Source organism: Streptomyces sp. NPDC058683 (genome assembly GCF_042716195.1).
Lineage (GTDB): Bacteria > Actinomycetota > Actinomycetes > Streptomycetales > Streptomycetaceae > Streptomyces.
This window is the reverse complement of record NZ_JBHXSK010000007.1, coordinates 237,483-264,356: the sequence shown is the minus strand read 5'-3', so window position 1 is coordinate 264,356 and position 26,874 is coordinate 237,483. Positions and strand designations below refer to the sequence as shown.

Here is a 26,874-nt window from a genome sequence, read left to right as displayed (position 1 = left end):
GCACCTCTGTGAGAGAGGTGCGGCCCCGCCGTCGTACCGCCCGAAGTCTCCGGCGCTTCCGATACTTCCGAAGCCTCCGGCGCTTCCGATGTCAGCCCTGGAGTCGCTTCTTCACCGCGGCGGCGACGCGGCCGCCCTCGGCCAGTCCGGCCACCTTCGGGTTCACGATCTTCATCACGGCGCCCATGGCCCGCGGCCCCTCGGCGCCCGCCGCCTTCGCCTCCTCGACGGCCGCGGCGACGATCCCGCCCAGCTCCTCGTCGCTGAGCTGCTTGGGCAGGTACTCGTCGAGGAGCTCGCCCTCCGCCTTCTCCCGCTCGGCGCTCTCGGTGCGGCCGCCCTGCGCGAAGGCCTCGGCCGCCTCCCGGCGCTTCTTCGCCTCCTTGGCGATCACCTTGAGCACCTCGTCGTCGGAGAGCTCGCGCTTCTCCTTGCCCGCGACCTCCTCCTTGGTGATCGCGGCGAGCGTCAGCCGGAGCGTCGAGGAGCGGAGCTCGTCACGTGCCTTGATCGCGGAGTTGAGGTCGTCGTGCAGCTTCGACTTGAGCGTGGTGGTCATGGTTCCGATTGTCGCAGGTGCCGCACGCGAGCCGCCCGCCGTTTTACCCACCCCCTCTCCTCCCCCGCCCCTCCCCCTTCCTTCGTCCCTTCCTTCGTCCCTTCCTTCGTCCCTTCCTTCGTCCCTTCTTCCTTCTTGCACCGCCGGGTCTCTGGGCCCTCTCTCCGTCTGACACGATGGTCGTATGCGCGCTCGATACGGAGTACCCCTGGGAATCGCGGCGTTCGGTGCCGCCGGTGTGTTGTACGCGGCCGGCTTCGAGGTCCGTTCGTTCCGCCTGCGCCGGGTGACGGTCCCGGTCCTCCCGCCGGGGATGCGCCCGCTGCGCGTGCTGCAGGTCTCCGACATCCACATGGTGAGCGGACAGCGCAAGAAGCAGCGCTGGCTGCGGTCGCTGGCGGGCCTGCGCCCGGACTTCGTGATCAACACGGGCGACAACCTGTCCGACCCGGAGGGCGTCCCGGAGGTCCTGGACGCGCTCGGCCCCCTGATGGACTTCCCGGGCGCGTACGTCTTCGGCTCCAACGACTACTACGGCCCCAAACTCCGCAACCCCGCCCGCTACTTGCTGGAGAAGACGAGCGGCAATCACGGCCTGAACGGCAACCCGCCGGCGGTCGGCGTGATCCACAACCCGTGGGAGGACCTGCGGGACGCCTTCGACGGGGCGGGCTGGCTGAACCTGACGAACACGCGGGGTGTCCTGAAGATCGAGGGCGTCTCGGTGGAGCTGACGGGACTGGACGACCCGCACATCAAGCGGGACCGGTATGTGCAGGTGGCGGGCGGCCCGTCCGGTACGGCGGACTTCTCGATGGGCGTGGTCCACGCCCCGTACCTGCGCGTCCTGGACGCGTTCACGGCCGACGGCTACCCCCTGCTCCTGGCCGGCCACACCCACGGCGGCCAGCTCTGCATCCCCTTCTACGGCGCCCTGGTCACCAACTGCGACCTGGACACGGAACGGGTGAAGGGCCTCTCGCGGCACACGGCGGAGGGCCGTACGTCGTACCTCCACGTCTCGGCGGGCTGCGGCACGAACCGCTACACCCCGGTCCGCTTCGCCTGCCCGCCGGAGGCGACGCTGCTGACGTTGGTGGGGCGGGAGTAGGAGGGGAGGGACGAGGCGAGGCGGGGACCGGCCGGGGGATCACCCACTCGGCGTAGGCCAACATGCCGGTTATGCCCCTTTCTTTCTACCTTGAGGGCATGACGGCTCCGATACCCCGGGACATCCCGGACCTCCCCGCGGTCCCGGGCACGCCCGTGCTGCTGCCCGGACACGTTCCGGCGACGGCGGTGGTGGCGCCCACCCGCCGCCCCCTGACCGCGATGTTCCGCATCCTGACGGCCGCGCTGGCGTCGGCGGGCGCGGCCCTGGAGCTGCTGCTGGGCAGCCCGAGCCAGATCATGAGCTACTTCGGGATACAGGCGGCGATCTTCCTGGCCCTGGTCAGCCTGGCCTCGGCGCGCCGCGCCTGGCAGGCCTCCCGCCCGCTGACCTCGTCCCTGACCGGCGCCGCGCTGCTCTACATCGTGGTCTCGGCCTTGGTCTACCACCTGCTCCTGGGCCACACCACGCCCCCCTTCTCCATGACGGGGGCGACACACCCGCCGGTGGCCTGGCACGGCCAGTGGCTGGCCCTGCAGCTCCTCTATACGGCGGCGCCCGTGGCCGCGCTCGTGGACTGGCTCATCCTCACGCCCCCCGGCCGCCTCCACCTCCGCCAGACGGCGGGCTGGATGCTCTACCCCTTGGCCTACCTGGCGTTCTTCCTCACCCGAGCGGAGCTGCTCCTCCCCGGCACGCCGGGCCGCTACCTCTACCCCTTCCTGGACGCGGAGCAACACGGCTACCGCGGCGCCCTCGCCAACGCCCTCCTCCTGGGCCTCGCCTGCTACGCCCTGGCGGTGCTCCTGGTAGCCCTGGACCACACCCGCCCGAACCCGGTCGGCCGCCGCCCATAAACCGGATTTCGTCTCCAGCCACCGGTGGGCTAGAGTAAACGACGTCGCCGCGACAAGCAGAACAGCAGCGACACCGGGGTGTAGCGCAGCTTGGCAGCGCGCTTCGTTCGGGACGAAGAGGTCGTGGGTTCAAATCCCGCCACCCCGACAGCCGAAACAGCAGATCAGCCACCTACTCACGCGAGTAGGTGGCTGACTTGTTTGGGGCTGCGTGTCTATCTGCGTGACTATCGATTCCCGAGTGTCTACGACCGCTGCGGATCAGCGCCGAAGATCCCGTCCATGACCACCGCGCCAGTCTGGATCACGGGCCGGATCTGCTTCCGGTAGACCTCCTCGGTCACGGCAGTCCCGGAGTGCCCGACGAGCCGAGAGATCTCCTCCAGCGGAACGCCACGGTCGGAGAGCAGCGAGACAAAGCTGTGCCGGAGCTCCCGGGGCGTCCACTCGTCGGCGTTGATCCCGTCGCCGACGGCCGAGGAGAAGACGAGCCCGTGTTCCTCTCAAGCGTCGTCGGCGGCGAGCCGGTCCCAGCCCTGATCTTCGAACTGCTGCCAGAGAGCTTCGACGCAGCGCGCCCGCAGGGCGAGGGTGCACCGGGACTTCCGGGTCTTGGTGTCCCCGCTCCGCCGAACCGAGCGCCACACGGCGATGTGCGGAGGCTGCGGCGGATCCATTTCGGGACGCCCCTTCAGGAAGACGTGGTCCCAGGTGAGGGCCCGCAGTTCCTCGGTGCGGGCCCCGGTCAGGAGAGCGACGACGATGTACGCGTACATCGAGGTTCCTTCGGCCCCCTTGAGCACGGCTTCGGCCTGGGCGAACGTGAGTGCCTTGGACGGCCGCCCCGCCTGCCCCTGGGGCACGGAGCACAGCTCGACGACGTTGCGCTTCACCTTGTCCCTCGCCATGGCCCGCTTGACCGCGCGGTTCAGGCAGGAGTGGAGGGACTGGAGGGTGCGGGTGCTGAGTGTCTTCGCCTTGATGGCCAGCCAGCGGTCTGCGTCCTCCGCGCTGAGGTCGCGGAGCTTGCGAGCGCCGAGTGACGGGATGACGTGCTTCTCACTCAGGAGGGTTGTGGTCTCGACGGTGCTGGGGTCGAGGCCGGCCAAGCCGTAGGCGAGCCAGTCCTTCACCGCGTCCTTGACTGTGTAGTTGGTCGGGGCGATGGCCAGACCGTCTTCGTGGTCCCGCAACACCTCCTCGAGCTTGTTCTTCGCCTCCGCCTTGGTCTTGCCACTCCCCCGCTTCACGATCCGCTTGCCGCTCGGGTCGAAGCCGAGGTTCGCCGTGGCGATCCAGCGCTGTCTCTTCTCGTCCCAGTGCAGGCCGCCGTCACCGCGGCTACGACGCTTCGTCATCGGGCCGCGCCTCCCATCTGGCCCCGGATGAAGGCACGTACGGCGTCGTCGGGGATGCGACGGCAGCCGTCGACCTTTGATGGAGACCAGGCGCCGGGTACGGATGAGGTCGTACACCTTGGTGCGGCCGACCTTGACCATGAGAGGGCCCCGGCTCCGGTGTCCTCCAGCTTCACCGTTCCCGTCTCGGTTTCCGTCTCATTCACCCCCGTTCGGAGCCACCGCAGATAGACGAAGGGTCCGTCTCATGGAGCTGGACCCTTCGTGCGTGTCCGCCTCAAGAGAGGCTGACGTCCCTCATCGCCCGGGAGCCCGCATTCTGAATGGCGCATTCCGGGGCCCCGCTAGGTGCTGTTCGGCAGTCGTCAATCATGGAAAAGCTCCGCATCAATGCAGGCATACAACCGTGGACGGTCGGCGTGCCCCGGGTGGAATATCCGGGTCGCTGACCCTGTGAGACGGTTCGGCCTCTTGCCCTTCGACGGACACTGCGGCGGATCCTGACGGCCGCCGCCATCACGCGTTAAACGGGGCGATCGAGTGAAGTGGGCATTTCGCCTTCACTTGGCGCTAAAACGAGCGCTTCTGGTCAGTACATTTCCCACGATCGGCCTCCGCGCTCGCTCGGGGGGCCGATTGCAACGGACCCTCATGGACAGGAGTGACCGGAGATGACAACGCACGGGTTGAGGCGGCTGATGTCCGCCCTCGCGACGGTACTGGGGCTCGGCGTGGCAATGCCGCTTGCCTTCTTGGCCACGCCCGCCCATGCTCAATCGTCCTTGAGCGTCGACAAGAGCCACGAAGGGAACTTCGCACGGGGAGGGCAAGGCGTCTACAACATCACGCTGACCAACAGCAGCGATGAGCCGACCGGCCGTCTGGACGTGACTGACAACCTTCCCACGGGTGTTAGGGCCACGGCCCTCGGAGGTCTTCTCGCGAGCTTTTGTCAGATCACTAACGGCGGTACGACGGTCCACTGCGGTAGCGGCCTTTTCTTCAACGCCGCCGGCTCTGCCGAACTCGACGTCACCGTCAATATCGCCGACGACGCGCCGTGCTCCGTCAGCAACACCGTCACGGTCATCGAGACCGCGACCGGAGGTGGAGAAACTTTCACCCACTCGGACAGCGACCCGACGACGATCACCGGCGGCGACTGCGACGGGGGGAACGGTGGCGGCGGAGGCTCGATCCTGCCGATCAACCTCAACGGTGTCATCCCCATGTTCAACAACATCACCACCAACAACAACATCAAGAGCCCCGGCGCCAGCAACAAAAGCCGCCAGAAATTCTTGGTGAACGCACCCTGAGTCTGTGACACCAGGCCCGGCGCGGCGCGAACCGGGCTGCTGTCGCACATGCCTGAAACCCCAGCCGTTGAGCCAGCGGCCGGGGTTTCGCGCTACCTGCTATGCAGCACGGATGCCCTCCTCGGTCCGCACCCGCCCACAGGTGCTGATACAGCATGGCCGCTGCACCCCATAGCCTTGGCAATGACGCAGCCGCTGAATGACCTGTGGCCATCCTCTGGCCAGGGCACGGCTCGAGGAGCAGCTGAAGCAGGCCGCACCACTGGCGCACCAGATAGAGCGGGAAACAGCGGGGAGCCACGGTGAATGCCGCCTAGGCAGATGAACCCTCGCCCCAGGCATTCACCCAGGTCAGCGCCCGAACCAGCCGGGAATGGCATCAGCTTCCCAAGCTGATGCCACACGGCAGCGTCGACCAGTAGCCTGCGACGATCAGCCGTGGCAGGTCTGGAGGCTTCGTGGAAGCAACCGCTCTCGTCAGTCCAGTCCAGTTGTGGTCTGCGCAGGAGGTCTTGGCACGCCCGAGTCCTGTCCCAGCAGCCGCAGGAGTCTACGGGTGGCACTTCGAGCAGTCGCCCCATCCAGACCTGGACGCTGGGTGTCTGCTTTACGTCGGCATAGCCCCGCGGTACATGGCGAACCGGAGCAGCACTCAGAACCTGCGCAAGCGGGTGCGCTACCACTACCGGGGCAATGCGGCCGGCTCGACCCTGCGGCTCACCCTTGGAACTCTGCTCGGACTTGAGCTGCGCCGCGTGGGCAGCGGTAAGCGGATGACCTTCGGTAAGGCCGGCGAAGCCACCCTGAGTCAGTGGATGGCGGACAACGCGCGAGTGTGCTGGGTCGAGCAGAACGAACCGTGGACCTTGGAGTCACAGTTCATCTCTCAACTCGACCTCCCGCTGAACCTTGACCAGAACCGCCACAATGCCTTCCACGACCGTTTGAAGGGACTGCGAGCCCAAGCACGCCAGCGAGCCCGCGAGTTGCCCGTCAGTTCGTAGGCCGTCGGACGAGCCAAAGCGCTGTTGTCTGGGCCGTCCCTGGGCCGTCCGAGGTCGCTCGACGGCGGCCAAGGACGACCAACGACGACCACCAGGCGCACGAGCCCACCACCCCTGACCAGCAAAAACCCAGCTCACCAAGACCCCCGACAACACCCAGGGCAAGAAGAAGTAGTACACCGAGCGGTGCGAGCCTGTCGTTTGGATCAGGCCGCAGGACGGCGGCGAGCACGGAGCCAGTGGACGCCCTTTGCGGCGTAGACGGCGGCCATGAGCGCGAAGCCGGCGAAGGTGAGCCAGAACCAGGATTCCGCCACTGCGAGACTCAGCAGCATGCCGCCGAAGAGCAGCAGGGAGCCGATGACGTCCATCAGGTCAAGTCTCGCCTTGGAACGCACCGACGAGTCGGATCCGCGCAGTCGACGAATGGCAGGAACGAGGCCGAGGGCCTGCAAGACAGTCAGACCGAGAGCGATCCAGACGGACCAGCCGGGTATGTCCACGGCGCGCACTGTATCCCGCCCAACGAACCCTTGAGTGTCTAACTGCGTGACAACGCCGACGAACAACGGCGGACGAGCACGAATGTCTGCGGACCGTCAGTGCAGGTGAGCGCCGCACCAGCCCGAGGCCAGGCGCGCACCCAAGTTGCTTCGGGACGAAGAGGTCGTGGGTTCACATCCCGCCACCCCGACGCCGTAATACCAGGTCAGGGGCCTGATCCGCTTAGCGGGTCGGGCCCTTGAGTGGTTATGGGGGGCGCTCTGGGAGCCGCTTGGAGGTCGACCTCGAAATCCGGCTCCCGGACGATCGCCCTGCAAGATCAGGCGCCGGTCGGCCCGCGCCTCCGGCTGACGGCTGACGGCTGACGGCTGACGGCTGACGGCTGACGGCAGACCAGGACCGTGCAGGCGAGCTCACCGCCACGCATGGTCCCCCGAGCCTGCATCAGACCCGAGGTCGCGCGGGGAGCCATGAGGGATGACAAGTCAGCCCGTGACGTCCCAGAGCCGCTCACATCCGCACGGTGTTTCGCTCGCTCGCGTTTGCGCAAGCCTTGTCTCCGCCCGCACTTGAGACATCCGGTGGGGAACCTCGTTGACAGCGCTCCGAGTTCTGCCGGTCAGCGGCACGAGCAGTTCGGGCCGCAGCCGCCCTGTTCCTCCGCCACGGCGAGCCCTGCGATCGGCACCGCACAGCAGGTGTCGCCTCGCCATGTCTCGCGGCCTTCCTTGACCGCGACGACGGCGATCGTGAGGGCGGCGACCGGGTCGGCCCAGCTCCAGCCGAGCAGGGAGTTGGCGAGCAGGCCGGCCAGCAGGACGGCCGAGAGATACGTGCACAGCAGGGTCTGCTTGGAGTCGGCGACGGCCGACGCGGAGCCGAGTTCGCGGCCGGCGCGGCGCTGGGCCGCGGACAGGAACGGCATGACTGCCAGGGAGAGGGCGGCCAGGACGATGCCCGGGGTGGAGTGCCGGGCCTCGCCGGTGCCGGTCAGGGCGCGTACGGAGTCGACGGTGACGTACGCGGCGAGGGCGAAGAAGGACAGCGCGATGATGCGGAGTGCGGTCTTCTCGCGGGCCTCGCGAACGGCGTGGTCGGCGGCGGAGAACTGCCAGGCCACGGCTGCGGCGGAGGAGACCTCGATGAGCGAGTCGAGGCCGAAGCCGATCAGGGCGGTGGAGGAGGCGAGGGTGCCGGCGGTGAGGGCGACGACCGCCTCGATGACGTTGTAGGTGATGGTGACGGTGACCAGCAGGCGTATCCGGCGGGTGAGTTGGGTGCGGCGGGTCGCGTTCGGGCCGAGGGAAAGCGTCGTCATCAGCAGCAGTCCTTCTCCTCGGCGTCCGCGCAGGTGCGGTCCGCCGCCACGGCGAGGACCACGCCGCGCAGGTCGTCCAGGGCGTGGCCGAGGCGGGCGTCGGCCAGTTCGTAGCGGGTGCGGCGGCCTTCGGGAACGGCGACGACGATGCCGCAGTCACGCAGGCAGGCCAGGTGGTTGGAGAGCCGGGTGCGGGAGATCTCCAGCCGGTCGGCCAGGTCGGCCGGGTGCGCGGGTGCCTCGCGGAGCGCGAGCAGGATGCGGCAGCGGATCGGGTCGGCCAGGGCGCGGCCGAAGCGGGCCAGGGCGTCGATGTCGGAGGCGGTGGTCAGCATCACTACGACGGTACAGGATTTCCTGAATTCAGGGAATCCTGTACTCCGACGCCGTGGTTCAGTGTTCGTGCGGCTCGTCCCGGTGGACCGGGCCGTGTGACTCCTCGCAGTGCCCGTCGGCGTCTTCCAGGGGCAGCAGGTCGCGGTCGCCGGGCAGGGCACCCGGCAGTGCCGGAGCCGGGGCGTGGTCGACCTGGAGGGTGGTGTGGGTGATGCCGTGGTCGTGCCGCAGCAACTCCTCCAGGTCGCGGCGGACGGCGTGGCAGTCGCCGCCGGGCTCGACCAGGATGTGCGCGGACAGGGCGTCCTGGCCGGAGGTGATCTGCCAGACGTGCAGGTCGTGGACCTCGACGACCTCCGGCTCGGCGACCAGCTTGTCGCCCAGGGCGTCCGGGTCGACGTGGGCCGGTGCCGCTTCCAGGAAGATACGGCCGGACTCGCGCAGCAGCCCGTAGCCGGCCTTCACCATCAGGGCGACCACCACGAGGGTGGCGATGGCGTCGGCGCGGGCGAAGCCGGTCAGGACGACGATCAGGGCGGCGATCGCGGTGCCGATGAAGGCGAACAGGTCGTTGAGGATGTGCTGGTAGGTGCCCTCGACGTTGAGCGACGACCGGTTGGCCTTGGACAGGCACCAGGTCGCGGCCACGTTCACGGCGATGCCGGCGAGCGCGGTGGCGAGCATCAGGCCGCCCTCGACCTCCGGCGGGTTGATCAGACGGCGTACGGCCTCGTAGGCCAACCACACTCCGAGCAGGAGCAGGGTCAGCCCGTTGGCCTGGGCGGAGAGGATCTCGGCGCGCTTGAGGCCGTACGTGAAGCCGCCCTTGGCCGGTCGGGCGGCAAGCCGCATCGCGATCAGCGCGAGGACGATCGAGGCGGCGTCGGTGAGCATGTGCGCCGCGTCGGAGATCAGGGCCAGCGAACCGGCGACGATGCCGACGACGACCTCGACCGCCATGAACGCGATGATGAGGGTGAGGGCGATGGCCAGCCAGCGGCGGTCGGCGTCCGCAGAGACGCCGTGGGAGTGGCCGGCGTGTCCGCCCGCGCCGTGTCCTGAGCCATGTGCGTGCCCCGGACCATGCTCGTGGTCGTGGCCGTGATCGCTCATGCTGACGTCTTCCCCCTTGCGACGGGTGCCTTGCTCGCAGTGAAACCCAGGCACCTGCGAATCACCAAAGGCTGCACCGGTGACCGTTGTCATGTCCGTTAATGGCCTTCCGACCTGCGGAAATGTGGATGGCTCGGTGAGCCGGTCGCCAACGATCGCCGTCACACGGGTATGCCGGTCGGCCAGGCGGTCAGTGCGGCCTCGCGCAGGTCGGGGGCACGGCGGCGGAGGGCTTCCGAACGGGATGTGGATCCGGTCTCACCGGCGAAACCCGCTGTTCACAGCCAGCCGTTGCGTTTGAAGTTGCGGTGGAGGAGGAGGCAGGCGGTGGCGATGACGCCGAGGACGAGGGGGTAGCCGAAGGTCCAGTGGAGTTCGGGCATGTGGTCGAAGTTCATGCCGTAGAGGCCGCACACCATGGTGGGGACGGCGATGATCGCGGCCCAGGCGGTGATCTTGCGGGCGTCCTCGTTCTGGGCGACGGCGACCTGGGCGAGGCGGGCCTGGAGGATGGAGTCGAGCAGGGCGTCGAAGCTGGTGATCTGCTCGGTGACGCGGGCGAGGTGGTCGGCGACGTCGCGGAAGTAGGCCCGTATCGCGGGGTCGACGGTGCGCGGCGGCTTGGTCCAGAGCGTCTCCAGGGGGCGCGCCAGGGGGACCACGGCCCGCTTGAGTTCCAGGAGTTCGCGCTTGAGCTGGTAGATGCGACCGGCGTCCGCCGTCCTCGCACCCTGCGGGGAGAAGACCTCGGACTCGACGGCGTCGATGTCGTTCTGGACCGCGTCGGCGACGCTCACGTAGTCGTCGACGACGTGGTCGGCGATGGCGTGCAGGACGGCCGAAGGGCCCTTGGCCAGCTGCTCCGGCTCGGCTTCCAGGTCCTCACGCAGCGGGCCGAGGGAGCCGTGCCGGCCGTGGCGGACGGTGACGACGAAGTCGGGGCCGGAGAAGACCATGATCTCGCCGGTGTCGACGACCTCGCTGGTGGCGGTCAGTTGCTCGTGCTCGACATAGGTGACGGTCTTGAAGACGGCGAACAGGACGTCGCCGTAACTCTCCAGCTTGGGCCGCTGATGTGCCACCACGGCGTCCTCGACGGCGAGCGGGTGCAGGTCGAAGAGTTCGGCGACGCGGGCGAACTCGGTCCCGGTCGGCTCGTGCAGGCCCAGCCACACGAAGCCGTGGCCACGCCTGCGCACCCGCCGGACCGCCTCCTCGACGGTGTCCGCGCCGGGCTGGCGGATGCCGTCGCGGTAGATGACGCAGTTGACCACGGACGAACCGAGCGGGGAGCGGGCCGGGTGGCTGAGGTCCACGCGGTGGCGGTTCCGCCGGGTCAGGCGGGCCACTTTGCGCAGGTTGCCGACCATCGACATGCGAGGTTCTCCTTCACCGGACCGGCGGATCCGGACAGTGTGCCAGGGGACGGTGAACGGCCAGGTGAGAGCCGGGAGAGGGGGCTCGACGACGCCCCGGCCGTGCTCGGTCGGGGTCGTTGACCAGACCGAGCGCGGGTCACCGGCCGTCCTCCGCGCGGGCCCTGGTCCAGGCCGCCTCGCGCAGCAGGCGCAGCCCGTTGAGGCCGACGACGACGGTCGAGCCCTCGTGGCCCAGGACGCCCAGCGGCAGCGGCAGGGTGCCGACGAGGTCCCAGACGACCAGGCCGGAGATGAACACGCCGGCGATGACCAGGTTCTGCACCACCAGGCGGCGGGCCCGGCGGGAGAGGGCCACCACGGCTGGAACGGTGGCCAGTTCGTCGCGGACGACAACCGCGTCGGCGGTCTCCAGAGCCAGGTCGGAGCCGGCCCGGCCCATCGCGAGGCCGGTGTGGGCGGCGGCCAGGGCGGGCGCGTCGTTGACCCCGTCGCCGACCACGAGCACCTTGCGGCCGGCCCGCTCCTGCTCCCGGACCGCTGTCACCTTGTCCTGGGGCAGCAGCCCGGCGCGGACGTCGGTGATGCCGACCTCGGCGGCCAGGCGGGCCGCGGCGCGCGGGTTGTCGCCGGTCACCAGCATCGGAGCGGTGCCGGTGAGCGCGGTGAGGGAGGTCACGGTGGCGGCGGCGTCCGGCCGTAGCCGGTCGGCGATGCCCAGCACCCCGGCCGGGACACCGTCGACCAGCACCAGTACCGCGGTGCGTCCGCCGTCCTCCAGTCCGGAGGCCACCGCCATGGCGCGGGCGGCCTGCGGGCCCTCGACGTCGGCCGGCAGCCGAGCGGGGGCGCCGACGGCGACCTTGCGGCCGCCGACGGCCGCGGTCACTCCGACGCCTGGGGTGGACGTGAAGTCCTCGGCGACGGGCAGGGTGAGACCGCGGGTGCGGGCGGCGTCCACGACGGCGCGGGCCAGCGGGTGCTCGCTGGGGTGCTCGGCGGCCGCGGCGAGCACCAGCAGCTCGTCGTCGGTGAGTCCGGAACCGGACAGCGGGCGGATGCCGGTGACTCGCGGGGTGCCCTCGGTGAGGGTGCCCGTCTTGTCCAGGGCGACCGCGTCGACCTGGCCGAGGCGCTCCATCACCACCGCGGACTTCACCAGCACGCCGTGCCGTCCGGCGTTCGCGATCGCCGACAGCAGCGGCGGCATGGTCGCCAGCACCACCGCGCACGGCGAGGCGACGATCATGAAGGTCATGGCCCGCAGCAGCGACCCGGTCAGCGCGGCGCCGAAGGCGAGCGGCACCGCGAACACGGCGAGCGTGGCCGCCACCATGCCGAGCGAGTAGCGCTGTTCGACCTTCTCGATGAACAACTGCGTGGGCGCCTTGGTCTCGGAGGCTTCCTCGACCATCTGCACGATGCGGGCGATCACCGAGTCCGAGGCGTCGCGCTCGACCCGGACGCGCAGGGCGCCGGTGCCATTGAGGGTGCCGGCGAACACCTCGTCTCCCCGTTCCTTCGCGAGGGGCAGCGGCTCGCCGGTGATGGTGGCCTGGTCGACCTCGCTCGCGCCGTCCAGAACGCGGCCGTCGGCGCCGACGCGCTCGCCGGGCCGTACGAGGATGGTGTCGCCGACCGCCAACTCCGCGGCGGAAAGGACCTGTTCGGAACCGTCCGATGTCAGCCGGGTGACCCGGGCCGGGGCCAGGTCGAGCAGGCCGCGCACCGAGTCGGCGGTGCGCGCGGTGGCCAGCGCCTCCAGCGCGCCGGAGGTCGCGAAGATGACGATCAGCAGGGCGCCGTCCATCGCCTGGCCCACGGCCGCCGCACCCAGGGCGGCCACGATCATCAGCAGGTCGACGTCGAGGGTCTTCTCCCTCAGCGCCCGGAGCCCGGCGAGCGCGGGCTCCCAGCCGCCGGCGGCGTAGGCGAGCGCGTACAGCGAACCCCAGGCCCAGGCGGGCCCGCCGGTCAGCTGCAGCGGCAGGGCGAGCAGGAACAGCACCGTGGCCGCGGCGGCCCAGCGGGCCTCGGGCAGCGCGAACACCCGGGTCCGCCGCCGTGGGGCGGCCTCGGGGCGCGCGGTCGCGGCAGGCGCGGGCCGCCCGGTCAGGGTGGAGGGCATGACGAAAGAACCCTTCGGCAGGGCAGGAGGCACTTACCCATCCACCATACAGGTACATATGAATACCTTTTCAAGCTTCACTTGTATGATGGCTCCCATGGGCCATGGAGCTGCTCCCGCGAAGAACGCCGTGCCGCGCACCCGCCTGGACGCCGACAGCGCCGCCCGGGTGGCGACCACCCTCCAGGCCCTCGCCACCCCGTCCCGGCTGCTGATCCTCTCCCGCCTCAGGGAGGGCCCGTGCCCGGCCACGGAACTCGCCGCCGAAGTCGGCATGGAGCAGTCGGCCTGCTCCCACCAGTTGCGGCTGCTGCGCAACCTCGGCCTGGTCGTCGGCCGACGCCAGGGCCGTTCGGTGATCTACGCGCTCTACGACAACCACGTCGCCGAACTCCTCGACCAGGCCGTTTACCACATCGAACACCTGCGCCTCGGCATGAGCGACACCTCCGACAGGGACGAGGCCGGCGAGATCGCCGTGGACGTCCCGCACTGACACGGGTCACAGCCGGCGCCTCTTGTGGAAGACCAGGCAGACGAGGGCGACGAGGACGGCGGCGGTCTCTCGCGTGCGCACCCTGCGGGTGCGAGTCGGGTGAGGCCCCGTTCCTGGTTCTTGGTGCATGACCGGGCACAACCCTTGGGCCCGGTCTCCGGTCCAACACCGCGGCGGCGAAGAACGGGCCCCCGCCGTACGCCCGAGACTCCGTCCCGACCGGCCGTGCCGAGATCTCAGGAGCCACGAAGTGCGCAGTACGCGTTCCACCACGACAACGTCCAGAACCTTCCGCAGCCGAGCGAACCTGCTGTCCGGGCCGGCTGCGGCGACCGTACTACTGACGATCGGCGCCACGATCACCGCGACGGCCGCTCCGGCGACCGCCGCTCCCGCTCCCGTGGCCGCGCAGGCGGCCCATGACGACTTCAACGGCGACGGCTACCCCGATGCCGTGATCTCCGCCCCCGGCGGCACCGTCAGCGCCCAGAAGGGCGCCGGCTACGTCGCCGTGCTGTACGGATCCGCGAGCGGCCTGTCCACCTCCCACCGGGCGACGTTCAGCCTGAGCACTCCCGGCGTACCGGGTCTCGCCCAGAGCGGCGACGGCTTCGGACGGACCACCGCTTCCGGAGACCTGGACGGCGACGGCTACGCCGATCTCGTCGTCGACATGCCCGGCAAGGACGTCGGGACCACCGCCGACGCGGGGGCGGCGGTCGTCCTGTGGGGCTCCGCGAACGGACTGCAGGCCACCGGCGCCCTCCTGCTGCAGGACAGCGCACCGACGGCGCGCGGACACTTCGGACTGGGCCTGACCACCGGCCGCTTCCACGGCTCCGGCACCGAACTGGCCCTCCTGACCGGCAAGGCTCTGCAGACCTACGACTTCGAGGCCGGCGCCGACGGCACCCGCACCTTCCAGGCCACTCCCATGGACTGGAAGTGGGCGGAGGACTTCACCCCCACTGGCCTCACCTCCGGCGACTACGACAACAGCGGCTCCGACGACGTGGTCCTGCTGGGCACCTTCACCGACACGGAATCGCTGAATCCCGTCGCGACGTTCGGTGCGGCCAGCTACCTTCGCGGCGGCCCCGACGGGCTGACGTACGGCCGCGGGCTGCGCGGCGGCCCGGTGGGCGCCACCGGCGACATCAACAACGACGGCTACCCCGACGTGGTCTTCGGTTCCCCGACCGACCGTGACGACCAGAACGAAGTCCTGGTCGACGGCGGCACCGTCGACGTCTTCCTCGGCGGGCCCGGCGGCCTGAGCGGTCCGGACGCCGACCAGCACTTCGACCAGACGACCATCGGCGCCTCCGGCGACGACAAGATCGGTGACCGCTTCGGCGGTGCCGTCACCGTGGCGGACGTGAACGGCGACGGCTACGCCGACGCCGCGATCGGCGCACCGGGCAACGACATCAACAGCCTCACCGACCCGGGCACGGCATGGGTGGTGCGCGGTACGGCCAACGGACTCACCCCGCGAGGCCTCGTCAGCTACAGCCAGAGCACGCCGTCCGTGCCCGGGGACAACGAGGACGGCGACTGGTTCGGCGGCGGCCTTCGGCTCATCGACGCCAACAAGGACGGCAAGGCCGAGCTGATCGCCTCCGCACCCGGCGAGAACACCGACGACGGCGCCGTCTGGGTCTTCCCCGGCACGAGCAACGGCCCCGCCGGAACCGGATCCTGGTCCTTCGACGGCGGCGCCCTGAGCGCCCCCGTGCCCGACGCCCGCTTCGGCGAGACCCTGGCCCCGTAGCGGGGGCGGTCGCTCGATCCAACCCCGAACCTGATCCGACACCCTTGTGATGAGGTGGCCTCCCGCACCGCGTTTCCGGGAGGCCACCGTGTCCACGAGGAGGAACTGACGGAAGGCGCGGCGGACGCCGGTCGTGTCGAGTGGCTTGCCGACGGCCGATCGGCATCGGGGAGGCCGGTTCCGGCGACGGCCGTAAGGCCGTGGATCCGAGCAACCTGAGGCGTCGCTCTGCCGCCGCGACTACGCGTCGGCAGCCGTGTCTGCCAGGTCATCCGCTCCGAGTTCTTCGGCAGGGGGCGGTGGTCGAAGGGCTGCGGATCACGACGCTCCCGGCCGGGGCTCCTCGCCGTCGTAGGCGGCCAGCGCAGCCTGGCGGCACTCCAGCAGGTTGCCGAGGATCTCGGGGGTCACGTGCTCCTGGGTCAGTGCCACCGTGGCCCTGGCCTCGACCGAGGCCCATGCGTGCCGGGCGCGCTTGTTGGCGCGGCGCCTGGTGTCGCTGCGCAGGAAGCCCGCTCCCGCCGCGAACCCGGCGGAGGTCAGAGCGGCGATGGCGGCGGGAACGCGCGCGTCCGCGGAGGCCAGTCCTGCCGTTCCGGCCGTACCGGCGAGCAAGGCCGCGGGGAAACCGAGGGCGATGTCCATCTTGGTCCAGAACTCGGCCCGGCGGTGGGCGAGTGACCTCTGGCGCGTCGCCTCGTCTCGCAGTCGCTCGATCTCGGCACGCAGGCGGTGCTCGGGCTCGTCCGTACTCAGGTGAGTGGTTCCGTCAGCGGAAGTGGCCATAGAGGCATTCCAACACGCCTGTGCCGGAAGGTACTTGGTGAGTTCGAACAGCCTTCGGGTGCGGCGGACGTGAGCTTCCCACGAATCGCGTTCCGCCACGCTTTGCAGTCCGAGGGTGGCTTCGGGGGCCCGAATTCCGGTCGTGAACTGGGGCTTTGCCACCGTGTTCGGCTACGCCACCTCAGGGGACATGGCCTCGGCGCACCCGCCGTCATGACCGACTGTCGTCGGCTGAGGGGGCCGAGCCAACCTGCGGCCTCAGTCCCCGGGGAACCACGGATACGCGGTACCGGCGGCAGCCAGGGGCGAGGACCGGACCACGGCACGCCCGGCCGTCCTGTCCTTCCAGACCTGCGACGGCTGCGAGCGCGCGTTCCGGGCGGCGGCGCCCTGCCACTGCCGGCGCTGCCGGGATCGCCGGTCCGAGGGCTGCGTCCGTGCGGCCGGTCGAGACGGCGAGGCGGTGGGTCATGGTCGACCGGTTCGAGGTCGAATTACGCGAGACGCTCGGCTGGGAGATCCCAGCCAAGCGTCTGCGGCAGCCCCTGGAAGTCGCCGTCACGGCTCGGGGCCTTTGACATCTATTTCTAGGCGAAAACGAGCGAGGCTGCTACCAGCCGTGATCGCAGTCGGAACCGATGTCAGTGATCTGCGCGCCTGGGCTGCCTTCGCCGTTGATCAGGTTTCCGCCCAGGCCGTTGAGGATGCCCACCTCACCGAGGATGTCGATGTTCAGGTCGTGGGACTTGCACCCGCCGCCGCCCCCCATGTGCGCCGCAGCCTGAGCGTTGGCAGGGCTGATGGCCACGAGGCTGACACCGCTTATGATGGCGGCCGCTACGGCTACCTTGCGAAAACTGTTCATTTCTCCTCCTTGGGCGAGTAGAGCGCACCATCAAAAGATCAATTCAGCGCTCATTTCGGAGGCTAGATCGACATCCCGCCCAGCGCTCATCGGGGAAGCCATACGGGGGTTCTGAGGGCCAATCGGTCGACATGACTTCCTCCCGGCTCGCCGGGTGCCGCAGCCGTCGGGCGCGGCCGGACCGGCCGTGGGCGGGTCGGGGGTCTGGTCGCCGTGACCGGGCAGGGGCACGATGCGTTCCAGAGGCCGAGCACTCTCATCGTGGACAGGGAGATCGTGTGGACGGTATCCGCTACGACGTCGCGCCTTCCGTGCGTGCCGTCTACGGGCCCCAGGACCTCAGCTCCGCACCGGCGTTCGCGGGCGGGTTCATCAACTTCGGCCACTGGGACGGGATTCCGCTCGACCGGCCCCTGACCACCGAGGACCGGGTACGCAGTCAGCGGAATCTCTACCGTCGTGTGCTGGGCACGCTCGACGGGGCGGACGACCGTGCCGTCGAGGTCGGCTGCGGGCTCGGGCTCGGCGCCGTACTCGCGCTGGACGAGTTCGGGTTCGCCTCCGTGACCGGACTGGACGTTCATCCCGAGCAGTTGGAGCGGGCGCGGCGGGCCAACGCCGAACTGCTCGACCGGGCGCCCGGCCGGCTTCGGTTCGCTCATGGGGCGGCGGAGGAGATGCCGTTCGAGGACGGCCGGTTCGGGTGTCTGTACTCCGTCGAGGCCGCCCAGCACTTCCGTGACCTGTCCGCGTTCTGCGGTGAGGCCGCGCGTGTGCTGCGGCCCGGCGGCCGGCTCGCCGTCACCAGCTTCTTCCTGCCCGTCGGTGCCGAGGCCGCGGGCGGGGAGCTGGCCGCCCGGCTGGACAGCTTCGCCACCGGGCTGGATGTGGCCCACCCGCTCGTCTCCCTGGTCGACGCCCTGGACGCCGTCGGGCTGGCCGACGTACGAGCCGAGTCGATCGGTGATCATGTCTGGGCGGGCCTGGATCATTTCCTGTCCGGCATCGACCTGCCCGTGCAGTGGCCGCGGAACTTCCTGCCTGCCTATCGCGACGGACTGCTGGACTACTACGTCGTCTCCGCACAGCGCCCGTCGAAGGGCGGCCGAGGGGGATGACGGCCGCCCGGGTGGCGCCGGGGCATGTGTCGCGTGGCCATCCGGTCGCAAGCGAACCCAAAAATGGTGACCGGCGTCAGGAGGTCGTCTTCGCGGCCTTCGACGGGGGCCGCGGCGGTCATCCGCTGGCTACTCTGCACGGGTGACCACCGAGCTGACCCTGCTTCCCCGAGTCGTCTGTCGCGGACGGGAGATCACCGCGCCCCGGCTGCGCGGGCTGCTGGCGTTGCTCGCGGAGGATCTGCGCGGCGGCTGCAGCACCGGTCGGCTGGTGGAGGGGCTGTGGGCGGAGGAGCTGCCCGAGCGGCCCGGCAAGGCCGTGCAGATTCTGGTGTCGCGGCTCAGGTCGCAGCTGGGTGCCGAGCTGATCGTGAGTACGCCGACGGGGTACCGGCTGGCGCTGGACGAGACGCAGGTCGACAGTTCCGCCCTGCTGCTGCACGAGGCGGGCAGTGCCGAGCGGGCGCGGGCCGGGGACCACGAAGGCGCCCTGGCGCAGGCCGAGGCCGGGCTGGCGCTCTGGGACGGAAGCGTGGGCGCCGGTGCGGGCGAGGACCTGCACGACCCGGTGGTGGCGCTGCGCACCGCGCGCATCCGGGCGCATCGCGCGCTGGTCCGGGCCCGGGCGCTCGCACTCGCCCGGCTGGACCGGCGGGCGGAGGCCGCGGCGCCGCTCGCCGCACTGGCCCGGGAGCTGCCGCGGGACGAGGAGCTGCTGGCGGAACTGCTGCGGTGCGAGGCCACGACCGCCGGGCGGGCCGCGGCACTGACCCGGTACGACGCCTACCGCCGCCGGCTGCGGGACGAGCTGGGGACCGATCCGGGGCCCGGGATCAGATCGGTGTACCAGGAGCTGGTGCGGGCGGACGTGCCGAGGGTCCGGCACGGGGTGCCGCACGAGCCGAACCCCCTGGTGGGGCGGGACGCGGATGTCGCCGCCGTGGGCGGGTTGCTGCGCACGTCCCGGGTGGTGAGCGTCGTCGGTCCCGGCGGTCTCGGCAAGACCCGGCTCTCCCACGCGGTGAGCCGGGCCGCCGAGCAGCCCGTCGTGTACTTCGTCACCCTCGCCGGTGTCCTCGCCGACGACGACGTGGAGGGCGAGGTGGCCTCGGCCGTCGGTGCCGGGGAGGGCGGGCGGTTCAGCGGGGGCGGGGACGCGGTGAGCGGCATCGTCGCCGCGCTGGGCACGGGACCCGCGCTGCTGGTGCTGGACAACTGCGAGCAGGTGATCGCCGGTGCCGCCGGTCTCGTACAGGCACTGGTCTCGCGGTCGAAGGAGCTGCGGGTGCTGGTCACCAGCCGGGCTCCGCTGGGGCTGACCTCGGAGTCCGTGTACGCCCTGCCGGAGCTCTCGCCGGCGACGTCGGTCGAGCTGTTCGGGCAGCGGGCGCGGGCCGCGCGGCCCGGCGTGGAGCTGCCCGCCGACCGGGTGGCCGAGATCTGCCGGCACCTGGACGGGCTGCCGCTGGCCGTGGAGCTGGCCGCGGCCCGCGTGCGGGTGCTGTCCGTGGCGGACATCGCGCGCCGGCTGCAGGACCGTTTCGCGCTGCTGCGCGGTGGCGCCCGGGACGCGCCCGAGCGGCATCGCACCCTGCGCGCCGTGGTCGAGTGGAGCTGGAACCTCCTGGAGGCCGACGGCCGGGCCGCGCTGCGCGCCCTGTCGGTGTTCCCCGGCGGTTTCACCGAGGAGGCCGCCGAGTACCTGCTCGACGAGGGCGGGGACACGCTGGCCCTGCTGGAGCAACTGGCCGGCCAGTCCCTGCTCAAGGTGGGTGACAGCCCGTCCGGGGTGCGTTTCCACATGCTGGAGACGCTGCGGGAGTTCGGTGCCGCCCGGCGCGCCGAGGCCGGCGAGGAGGAGGCGGTGACCGGCCGGTTCCTGGTCTGGGCCCGGGAGTTCGGGCGGGCCCACCACGACCTGCTGTTCAGCCACCGTCCGGGGCCCGCCTGGAGCCGTATCCGCACCGAGCAGGACAACCTCGTCCTGGCCCTGCGGTACGCGCTGGCCCGCGCCGACGGACCCACCACCGCGGGCGTCACCGCCGTACTGTCCTCCCTGTGGTCCACGGGCTCCCACTACGGCCGGCTGGCCTCGCTGGCCGTCGACACCGCGGGCCCCCTCTCCCACTTCCGGCCCGAGAACCCGGAGGACGTGGAACCGGCCCGCAGCGCGGCGGCGGTGTGCGCGGCGAGTCTCTTCATGGGCCACGGCCCGCGCGCCGTACGCCAGTTGGTGACCCTGCGCCGGCTGCCGCCCGCCCAGCCGGACACCGTGCTGCGGGCCCTGTCCGTCGTGCTGTGCGCCGTGCCGGACATGCGGCCGCCGGAGTTCGCGCTGCTCCAGCAGTTGTGCGAGGCCGACGAGCCGATGCTGGCGGGTATCGCCTCGGCCGTCGCCAGCTACGTCTGGGAGGCCGGGCACGACACGGAGCGGGCCCTGGAGAGCGCCCGCCGGATGCTCGACGCGCTCGCCCCGCTGAACAACCCGGCCATGCACCTGCTCAGCCACGGCCGGGTCAGCGAGCTGTGCCTGCAGTCCGAGCGGGGCGCGGAGGCGCACGACCATCTGCGTGCCGCGCTGACCGCGCTCGACGCGTTCGGCGACGGCTCGGACACCCTCGGCATCCGCTGGGGGCTGGTGCTGGCCAGTCTGCACAAGGGCGAGATCGACGAGGCCGAGTACTGGCTGGGCCTCGCCGCCGCGGACCAGCCGCCGGAGTCGGACCAGGTATACAGCCCCGAGCTGCCGGCCAGGGCGGAGATCGCGCTGGCCCGGGGACTGACCGAGGTCGGGCTCGGGCTGTGGCGCCGGGCCGCGGAGCGGGTACGGGAGGCCGGGGCCCTGTTCGCCGACGATCCCTTCGTGGACTCCTGGGTCCTTCAGCTGCAGTCGGCGGCGGTGGCCGCGCACGCGCAGCACGGCCGGCCGGATCCGGTCGCCGCGCTCACCGAGGAGTTGGGGGCGTACCTGCACGGACTGCTGTCCGGTGGCCCGGCCGACGGTTCACCGGCCGACGGGTCCCCGGTGGAACTCCCGGTGTACGGCACGCTGTTGCTGGCACTGGGACACGCCCGGCTGGCCCAGGGCGATCCGGCGGCCGTACGGCTGCTGGCACTGTCCGAACGGATGCCGGTGGTACGGGAGTTCCCCACCCTGTCCCTGGCCCGCTCCCGGGCAGCGGCCGAGAACGCGGACCGGGCCGCGTACGCCGACGCGAGGTCGGAGTACGCGGCCCTGGGGCGGGATCAACTGCGGGTCGTGGCCCTGCACGAGCTCACTGCCGGGGCTCGCGGGTGAACCGCGCCCTGGACCACAGGTAGCCCAGCACGGTCAGCCCCAGGCCCCAGCCGACGGCCAGCACGGCGTTCTTCGTACCGATCTCGCTGCCCAGCAGCAGACCGCGCAGGGTCTCGATGAAGGGCGAGAAGGGCTGGTACTCGGCGAACCAGCGGAACCAGCCCGGCATGGCGTCCACCGGCACGAACGCGCTGGACAGGAACGGCAGCATGACCAGCGGCGTCCCGATGTTGCTGGCCCCCTCGGGGTTGGGGCTGATCAGGCCGATGCCGACCGCGAGCCAGGTCAGCGCGAGGCTGACCAGGGCCATCAGGCCGGCCGCCGCGAGCCACTCCACCGGCGACGCGTCGGGCCGGAAGCCGATGGCCAGTCCGATGCCGAGGACCAGCACCAGGGCCATCATCGTCTGGATCACGCTGCCGATCACGTGGCCGACCAGCACGGAGGCCCGGGAGATCGCCATGGTGCGGAACCGGGCCATGATGCCCTCGGTCATGTCCGTGCACACGGACACCGCGGTGCCGAGTGAGGTCATCGCCACGGTCAGGAAGAGGATGCCGGGGACGAGGTAGGCGACGTACTCGGACCGGTCGGCGTGGCCGCCGGTGATGCCGGCGCTCATCACGTTGCCGAAGACGTAGACGAACAGGAGCAGCAGGATGACCGGGGTGAGCAGGAGGTTCAGGGTGAGGGAGGGGTAGCGGCGGGCGTGCAGGAGGTTGCGCCGCAGCATGGTGAGGTTGTCGCGGAAGGCGTAGGACCCGGTGCTCATCGGACGGTCTCCTTGGCGGTGTTGTCGGCGGTGTCGGTGGCGGCGGCGGCCGCGGGGTTGCCCGTCAGGGCGAAGAACACGTCGTCCAGGTCGGGGGTGTGGACGGAGAGTTCGTCGGCCTCGATACCGGCCGCGTCGAGCCAGTCGAGGATGGCGCGCAGTTCGCGCTGGGTGCCGCCGCTGGGGATCTGCAGGGCGAGCGCCTCGTCGTCGCGGGTGGTCTCGCGCAGCGCGGTGGCCGCCTGCTCGTAGGCCACCGGGTCGGAGAACCGCAGCCGTACGTGGCCGCCCGGGACGAGCCGCTTGAGTTCCTCGGCGGTGCCCTCGGCGACGAGCTTGCCGCCGTTGAGCACCGCGATGCGGTCGGCGAGCTGGTCGGCCTCGTCCAGGTACTGGGTGGTGAGGAAGACGGTGGTCCCGCCGGAGACCAGTTCGCGGATGATCTGCCACATGGTGTGGCGGGAGCGCGGGTCGAGGCCGGTGGTCGGCTCGTCGAGGAAGATGATCCGCGGGCTGCCGACCAGGGTCATGGCGATGTCGAGGCGGCGCTTCATGCCGCCGGAGTAGGTGGACGCGGCCTTCTTCGCGGCCTCGGTGAGGTCGAAGCGCTCCAGCAGTTCGGCGGTGACCCGCCGTCCCTCGCTCTTGGAGAGGTGGTGCAGGTCGGCCATGAGGAGCATGTTCTCCTCGCCGGTGATCAGGCCGTCCACGGCGGAGAACTGTCCGGTGACCCCGATGGCCGCCCGTACCGACTGGGCCTCGGCGGTGACGTCGTGACCGGCGATCCGGGCCTGGCCGGCGTCGGCGGAGATCAGGGTGGAGAGGATGTTGACCGCCGTGGTCTTGCCGGCGCCGTTCGGTCCGAGGAGGGAGAAGATCGTGCCGGCCGGTACCCGGATGTCGATGCCGTCGAGGACGGTCTTGTCCCCGTAGGCCTTGTGCAACCCGGTGGCCTCGATGGCCAGTTCGCTGTCTGTCGTCGTCATGCCGCAGAGCTTGCGGCCACGGCGGTTCAGCACGGCTTCAGCCGGGTTTCAGCGCGGGAGGGTCGGTTTCAGCGGACGGTTTCGGCGATCGGCTTCGGCGGACGGCTTCGGCGATCGCCGGTTTCAGCACTCGGTTTGGGCGGTCGGTTTCGGCGGACAGCCCCGGGGAAGTGGAACACACCGTTCCATACCTTTCCCATAGGAATGGTGGTTAAGGTCCGCCCCATGGATTCCACCGGCCCGATCATCATCGCGGGAGCCCTGGTCGGCTTCGCCGTGGGTCTCACCGGCATGGGCGGCGGAGCCCTCATGACCCCGATCATGGTCATGGTGTTCGGGGTGAACCCGACGGCGGCCATCGGCAGCGACCTGGCCGCGTCCGTGTTCATGAAGCCGTTCGGCGCGCTGGTGCACCAGCGCGCCGGCACCGTGCGCTGGGACATCGTGCGCCGGCTGCTGCCCACCGCGGTCCCGGCCGCCTTCGGCGGCGTCTTCCTGCTCCGCGCCCTCGGCGACGGCGACGACCTGCAACAACGCGTCAAGTACGTCGTCGGTACGGCGCTGATGCTCGCCGTCGTCGGCATGCTCGCCCGCCTGTGGCTCGACCGCCGCCGCGCCGCCACCGAGGACGACGCCGAGGACGCCCATGTTCCGGTACGGCCGGTGGCGACGCCGCTCATCGGGCTGGTGGGCGGGGTGATCGTCGGGATGACCTCGGTCGGCTCGGGCTCCCTGATCGTCGTGATGCTGATGCTGGCCCACCCGCGTCTCAAGGCGAACCATCTCGTCGGTACGGACCTGGTGCAGGCCATCCCCATGGTGGCGGCCGCGGCCCTGGGCCACCTGCTCGTCGGCGACGCCGACCTGGGGCTCGCGGCGACCCTCCTGATCGGCGCCGTCCCGGGCGTCCTGCTCGGCTCCGTCGTCTCCAGCCGGGTGGCCGGAGGCGCGGTCCGCTGGGCGCTGGTCGTCCTGCTGACCGGGTCGGGCCTGTCGATGCTGAAGGCGTCGTCCACCGTCATCGTGCTCGGCTGCCTGGGGATGGCACTGCTCGGCGGGATCGTCAGCATGCGCGACCGCCGTACCGCGCACCCCCGGACGTCGGCCGGGCCTGCAGCCGAAACCGCAGACGAGACGGCAGCCGAGACGGTGGGCGCGAGCGGCGGCTCGTAGCCGGACGTGACGTTTCCGGGACTCCGGCTGGTCGTCACCACCGCGGACCACGGCCACACGAGCCAGATCGTCCTGCTGGAGTCCGCCCCGCCCGGCAGACCGACCTGTTCGCCACGATCCGCGAGGTGCTGCGCCTGCGCCGACCGGAGCGAGCGGGACGGCCGGCACAACCGCGCGAGCGGGGGAGCTCGGCCGCCACCACCCTCTTCCGCTTCCGTTCTCCCTCCTTCGACCGCGAGTCCAAGTCGCGGAGATCCCCGCCCCCGCGCGACCATGGCATGAGCCGGCCTTGAAGGAGCGCGCATGCGACGGAACCGACTGCTCACCTCGGCCGCGGCACTGAGCGCGGCCGCCGCACTGGGCCTGGCGGTGCCCCACACCGCCGCGGCCGCCCCCGAGCACCACTGTTCCTACGTGTCGTCGGGCGTCCGGCCCACCCTCACGTACGGCGACACCGGCGCGGCGGTCCAGCAGGCCCAGTGCCTCAGCAACGCCTGGGGCGGCGAGCCACCCCAACTGACAGCCGACGGGTTCTACGGCACCCGCACGCTGAAGAAGATCGAGTGGATCCAGGTCTGCCACGGCCTCCCGGAGAGCGGCGTGATCGAGGGCCGCACCTGGCAGGTCCTGTACCACCCGGCCCTGGACTGTTACGCCCCGTACCCGAGCTGACGGCCACCCGGCCCCCACCCGGGCCACGCACCGCCCTGCTCCGGCCCCTGCCCTCGACCTCTCTCCCTGCCCCTCCCTGCCCCTCTCGCCCTCCGTCCCTCCCCGAACCGTTCGTCGGTGTCGTCCGGTCGGCCGTTAGGGTGTTGGTTAAAGGAATCGCAAAGGGACAGCGGAACGAGATCGACGAGACAGGGGAGACAGCCTTGGGGGCTCCACGCCTGAGCAGGACGCCGTTGCCGGGAATCGGGGTCCGTTACGACCTCACCACGCGGGAGCAGCGCAGGCTGTCCGTGGTCGCGCACCGGGACGGTTCGCGGATCCTGAGCGCCTACCACCAGGACGACCCCGACGCCTGTGCCCTGTCGGTGCGGCTGTCCTCGGGCGAGACGGACGCGCTCATCGACGCGCTGATGCCGACGCACCACAGCCCGAACCTGCTCTCCACGACCGATCTGGGGCTGGTGGCCGAGCGGATCGAGCTGGGCGCGACGTCGTACTGGAACGGCCGGCTCCTCGGCGAGACCCGGATGCGTACCGAGACCGGGGTCTCCATCGTCGCCGTGCTGCGCCGCGCCGAGGCGGTCCCCTCCCCCACGCCCGACTTCCGGCTCGCCGGCGGGGACACGCTCATCGTGATCGGCACCCGCGAGGGCGTCGACGCGGCCGCCTCCATACTCGGGCGGGAGTGAGGCCACCGTGCACGACTCCGCCGTCTTCCTGATCGAGTTCGGGGCGATCATCCTCGGCCTGGGCCTGCTCGGCCGGCTCGCCGGACGCTTCCGGTTCTCGCCCATACCCCTCTACCTGCTGGCCGGGCTCGCCTTCGGCAACGGCGGGATCTATCCGCTCGGCACGAGCGAGGAGTTCGTCGCGATCGGCGCCGAGATCGGTGTCGTCCTGCTGCTGCTCATGCTCGGCCTGGAGTACACGGCCAGCGATCTCGTCTCCAACCTCAAGACGCAGTACCCGGCGGGCCTGGTCGACGCCGCGCTCAACGCGCTGCCCGGCGCGGCCATGGCCCTGCTGCTGGGCTGGGGCCCGGTGGCGGCCGTGGTGCTGGCCGGCGTCACCTGGATCTCGTCGTCCGGCGTCATCGCCAAGGTCCTCGGCGACCTCGGGCGGCTCGGCAACCGGGAGACCCCGGTGATACTGAGCATCCTGGTGCTCGAAGACCTGTCCATGGCCGTCTACCTGCCGATCGTCACCGCGCTGCTCGCCGGTGCCGGCCTGGCCGCGGGCAGCCTCACGCTGGCGATCGCCCTCGGGGTGGCGGGGCTGGTGCTGGTGGTGGCGGTGCGCTACGGCAGGCACATCTCCCGGTTCGTCTCCAGCGACGACTCGGAGAAGCTGCTCCTTGTGGTGCTGGGTCTGACCCTGCTGGTCGCGGGGATCGCGCAGCAGCTCCAGGTGTCCGCCGCCGTCGGCGCGTTCCTGGTGGGCATAGCGCTCTCCGGCGAGGTCGCGGAGGGCGCCCACCACCTGCTCGCTCCCCTGCGTGACCTGTTCGCCGCCGTCTTCTTCGTCTTCTTCGGCCTGCACACCGATCCGGCGAGCATTCCTCCGGTCCTGGTGCCCGCGCTCGCCCTGGCGGTGGTCACCGCGCTGACGAAGATCGCCACCGGCTACTGGGCCGCGAAGCGCGCCGGGATCTCCGCCAAGGGCCGCTGGCGGGCCGGCGGCACCCTGGTCGCCCGCGGCGAGTTCTCCATCGTCATCGCGGGCCTCGCCGTCACCTCCGGCATCGAACCCTCCCTGGGCCCCCTGGCCACGGCCTACGTCCTGATCCTCGTCGTCATCGGCCCCCTCACCGCCCGCTACACCGAACCCCTGGCCCGCCGCCTCACCCGCGGGACCGGGACGGCGGAGCCCCTTCCGGCCGAGGGCGCGGTCCCCGTCCCGGCCGGCGCGGAAGAGCAGGACACGGTCGGCCGGGCCTGAACAGGACCGGCGC

The 26,874-nt window shown here is 70.8% G+C and carries 23 protein-coding genes, 1 tRNA gene and 2 pseudogenes; 13 read left to right on the top strand and 13 right to left on the bottom strand.

Going from position 1 to position 26,874, the window contains the following annotated elements; genetic code table 11:
* Window positions 1-91: 91 nt before the first annotated feature.
* Window positions 92-559: a GatB/YqeY domain-containing protein gene (locus ACFWXC_RS10395; protein WP_351713699.1), complete on the bottom strand. Its 468-nt coding sequence runs from the start codon at window positions 557-559 to the stop codon at window positions 92-94.
* A gap of 184 nt (window positions 560-743) precedes the next feature.
* On the opposite strand from ACFWXC_RS10395, the gene ACFWXC_RS10390 reads away from it, so the two are divergent.
* From ACFWXC_RS10390 to ACFWXC_RS10380, 3 genes are all read left to right on the top strand, one after another.
* Window positions 744-1,670: a metallophosphoesterase gene (locus tag ACFWXC_RS10390; RefSeq protein ID WP_384476127.1), complete on the top strand. Its 927-nt coding sequence runs from the start codon at window positions 744-746 to the stop codon at window positions 1,668-1,670.
* A 98-nt stretch (window positions 1,671-1,768) separates the two neighbouring features.
* Window positions 1,769-2,527, top strand: a complete 759-nt coding sequence (locus ACFWXC_RS10385; protein ID WP_384476124.1) for a Pr6Pr family membrane protein — start codon at window positions 1,769-1,771, stop codon at window positions 2,525-2,527.
* 74 nt (window positions 2,528-2,601) lie between these two features.
* Window positions 2,602-2,675: transfer RNA gene (locus tag ACFWXC_RS10380), tRNA-Pro, on the top strand.
* A gap of 97 nt (window positions 2,676-2,772) precedes the next feature.
* Here ACFWXC_RS10380 and xerC read toward each other — a convergent pair.
* Window positions 2,773-3,885, bottom strand: a pseudogene (gene xerC, locus ACFWXC_RS10375) (tyrosine recombinase XerC).
* A pseudogene (locus ACFWXC_RS10370) lies at window positions 3,882-4,023 on the bottom strand (helix-turn-helix domain-containing protein); the annotation flags it as partial. The pseudogenes xerC and ACFWXC_RS10370, both read right to left, overlap by 4 nt.
* Before the next feature lie 533 nt (window positions 4,024-4,556).
* Between ACFWXC_RS10370 and ACFWXC_RS10365 the strand changes: the two are divergent.
* Together ACFWXC_RS10365 and ACFWXC_RS10360 are read left to right on the top strand one after the other, a co-directional pair.
* Complete coding sequence (locus tag ACFWXC_RS10365) at window positions 4,557-5,204, top strand: hypothetical protein (RefSeq protein WP_384476121.1); 648 nt, start codon at window positions 4,557-4,559, stop codon at window positions 5,202-5,204.
* A gap of 632 nt (window positions 5,205-5,836) precedes the next feature.
* Complete coding sequence (locus tag ACFWXC_RS10360) at window positions 5,837-6,208, top strand: GIY-YIG nuclease family protein (protein WP_384476118.1); 372 nt, start codon at window positions 5,837-5,839, stop codon at window positions 6,206-6,208.
* Between the two features lie 206 nt (window positions 6,209-6,414).
* On the opposite strand, the gene ACFWXC_RS10355 is transcribed toward ACFWXC_RS10360, so the two are convergent.
* The 6 genes from ACFWXC_RS10355 to ACFWXC_RS10330 form a co-directional block, all read right to left on the bottom strand.
* Entirely contained in the window at window positions 6,415-6,579 is a 165-nt protein-coding gene (locus ACFWXC_RS10355) for a hypothetical protein (RefSeq protein ID WP_384476115.1), read from the bottom strand.
* Between the two features lie 752 nt (window positions 6,580-7,331).
* Window positions 7,332-8,030, bottom strand: a complete 699-nt coding sequence (locus ACFWXC_RS10350) for a cation transporter (RefSeq protein ID WP_384476112.1) — start codon at window positions 8,028-8,030, stop codon at window positions 7,332-7,334.
* Window positions 8,030-8,365 carry an ArsR/SmtB family transcription factor gene (locus tag ACFWXC_RS10345; protein ID WP_384476109.1) on the bottom strand — a complete coding sequence of 112 codons (336 nt, stop codon included), beginning with the start codon at window positions 8,363-8,365 and terminating at the stop codon, window positions 8,030-8,032. The genes ACFWXC_RS10350 and ACFWXC_RS10345 overlap by 1 nt, the downstream gene beginning before the upstream one ends.
* A gap of 58 nt (window positions 8,366-8,423) precedes the next feature.
* Window positions 8,424-9,479 carry a cation diffusion facilitator family transporter gene (locus ACFWXC_RS10340; protein WP_384476106.1) on the bottom strand — a complete coding sequence of 352 codons (1,056 nt, stop codon included), beginning with the start codon at window positions 9,477-9,479 and terminating at the stop codon, window positions 8,424-8,426.
* A 278-nt stretch (window positions 9,480-9,757) separates the two neighbouring features.
* Window positions 9,758-10,855, bottom strand: coding sequence for a magnesium and cobalt transport protein CorA (locus tag ACFWXC_RS10335; RefSeq protein WP_384476103.1), 1,098 nt, complete (start codon window positions 10,853-10,855; stop codon window positions 9,758-9,760).
* Between the two features lie 139 nt (window positions 10,856-10,994).
* Window positions 10,995-12,983 carry a heavy metal translocating P-type ATPase gene (locus ACFWXC_RS10330; protein ID WP_384476100.1) on the bottom strand — a complete coding sequence of 663 codons (1,989 nt, stop codon included), beginning with the start codon at window positions 12,981-12,983 and terminating at the stop codon, window positions 10,995-10,997.
* A gap of 97 nt (window positions 12,984-13,080) precedes the next feature.
* Between ACFWXC_RS10330 and ACFWXC_RS10325 the strand changes: the two genes are divergently transcribed.
* Together ACFWXC_RS10325 and ACFWXC_RS10320 are read left to right on the top strand one after the other, a co-directional pair.
* Window positions 13,081-13,479 (top strand): ArsR/SmtB family transcription factor, encoded by a 399-nt coding sequence (locus ACFWXC_RS10325; RefSeq protein WP_384476097.1) that lies wholly within the window; start codon window positions 13,081-13,083, stop codon window positions 13,477-13,479.
* 250 nt (window positions 13,480-13,729) lie between these two features.
* On the top strand, window positions 13,730-15,253 hold the full coding sequence (locus tag ACFWXC_RS10320; RefSeq protein ID WP_384476095.1) for an esterase: 1,524 nt from the start codon (window positions 13,730-13,732) through the stop codon (window positions 15,251-15,253).
* Window positions 15,254-15,571: 318 nt separating this feature from the next.
* Here the strand turns inward: ACFWXC_RS10320 and ACFWXC_RS10315 are convergent, their stop codons facing one another.
* Window positions 15,572-16,039, bottom strand: coding sequence for a hypothetical protein (locus ACFWXC_RS10315; protein ID WP_384476092.1), 468 nt, complete (start codon window positions 16,037-16,039; stop codon window positions 15,572-15,574).
* A gap of 610 nt (window positions 16,040-16,649) precedes the next feature.
* Window positions 16,650-16,904: a hypothetical protein gene (locus ACFWXC_RS10310; protein ID WP_384476089.1), complete on the bottom strand. Its 255-nt coding sequence runs from the start codon at window positions 16,902-16,904 to the stop codon at window positions 16,650-16,652.
* Between the two features lie 278 nt (window positions 16,905-17,182).
* Here ACFWXC_RS10310 and ACFWXC_RS10305 point away from each other — a divergent pair, with 278 nt between their 5' ends.
* On the top strand, window positions 17,183-18,022 hold the full coding sequence (locus tag ACFWXC_RS10305) for a class I SAM-dependent methyltransferase (protein WP_384476086.1): 840 nt from the start codon (window positions 17,183-17,185) through the stop codon (window positions 18,020-18,022).
* A gap of 142 nt (window positions 18,023-18,164) precedes the next feature.
* Window positions 18,165-21,320, top strand: coding sequence for an ATP-binding protein (locus ACFWXC_RS10300; RefSeq protein WP_384476083.1), 3,156 nt, complete (start codon window positions 18,165-18,167; stop codon window positions 21,318-21,320).
* Here ACFWXC_RS10300 and ACFWXC_RS10295 read toward each other — a convergent pair.
* Window positions 21,298-22,092, bottom strand: a complete 795-nt coding sequence (locus ACFWXC_RS10295) for an ABC transporter permease (RefSeq protein ID WP_384476080.1) — start codon at window positions 22,090-22,092, stop codon at window positions 21,298-21,300. The genes ACFWXC_RS10300 and ACFWXC_RS10295 overlap by 23 nt on opposite strands.
* Entirely contained in the window at window positions 22,089-23,078 is a 990-nt protein-coding gene (locus ACFWXC_RS10290) for an ATP-binding cassette domain-containing protein (RefSeq protein WP_384476077.1), read from the bottom strand. Before ACFWXC_RS10290 ends, ACFWXC_RS10295 begins: the two co-directional genes overlap by 4 nt.
* 225 nt (window positions 23,079-23,303) lie before the next feature.
* Between ACFWXC_RS10290 and ACFWXC_RS10285 the strand changes: the two genes are divergently transcribed.
* From ACFWXC_RS10285 to ACFWXC_RS10270, 4 genes are all read left to right on the top strand, one after another.
* The gene (locus ACFWXC_RS10285) at window positions 23,304-24,251 is read left to right on the top strand and encodes a sulfite exporter TauE/SafE family protein (RefSeq protein ID WP_384476074.1); all 948 of its coding nucleotides are present in this window, start codon (window positions 23,304-23,306) and stop codon (window positions 24,249-24,251) included.
* 303 nt (window positions 24,252-24,554) lie between these two features.
* On the top strand, window positions 24,555-24,923 hold the full coding sequence (locus ACFWXC_RS10280) for a peptidoglycan-binding protein (RefSeq protein WP_384476071.1): 369 nt from the start codon (window positions 24,555-24,557) through the stop codon (window positions 24,921-24,923).
* A 203-nt stretch (window positions 24,924-25,126) separates the two neighbouring features.
* Complete coding sequence (locus tag ACFWXC_RS10275) at window positions 25,127-25,612, top strand: TrkA C-terminal domain-containing protein (protein WP_351740413.1); 486 nt, start codon at window positions 25,127-25,129, stop codon at window positions 25,610-25,612.
* A 7-nt stretch (window positions 25,613-25,619) separates the two neighbouring features.
* Window positions 25,620-26,861, top strand: a complete 1,242-nt coding sequence (locus ACFWXC_RS10270; protein WP_384476069.1) for a cation:proton antiporter — start codon at window positions 25,620-25,622, stop codon at window positions 26,859-26,861.
* The last annotated feature ends 13 nt before the right edge of the window (window positions 26,862-26,874 follow it).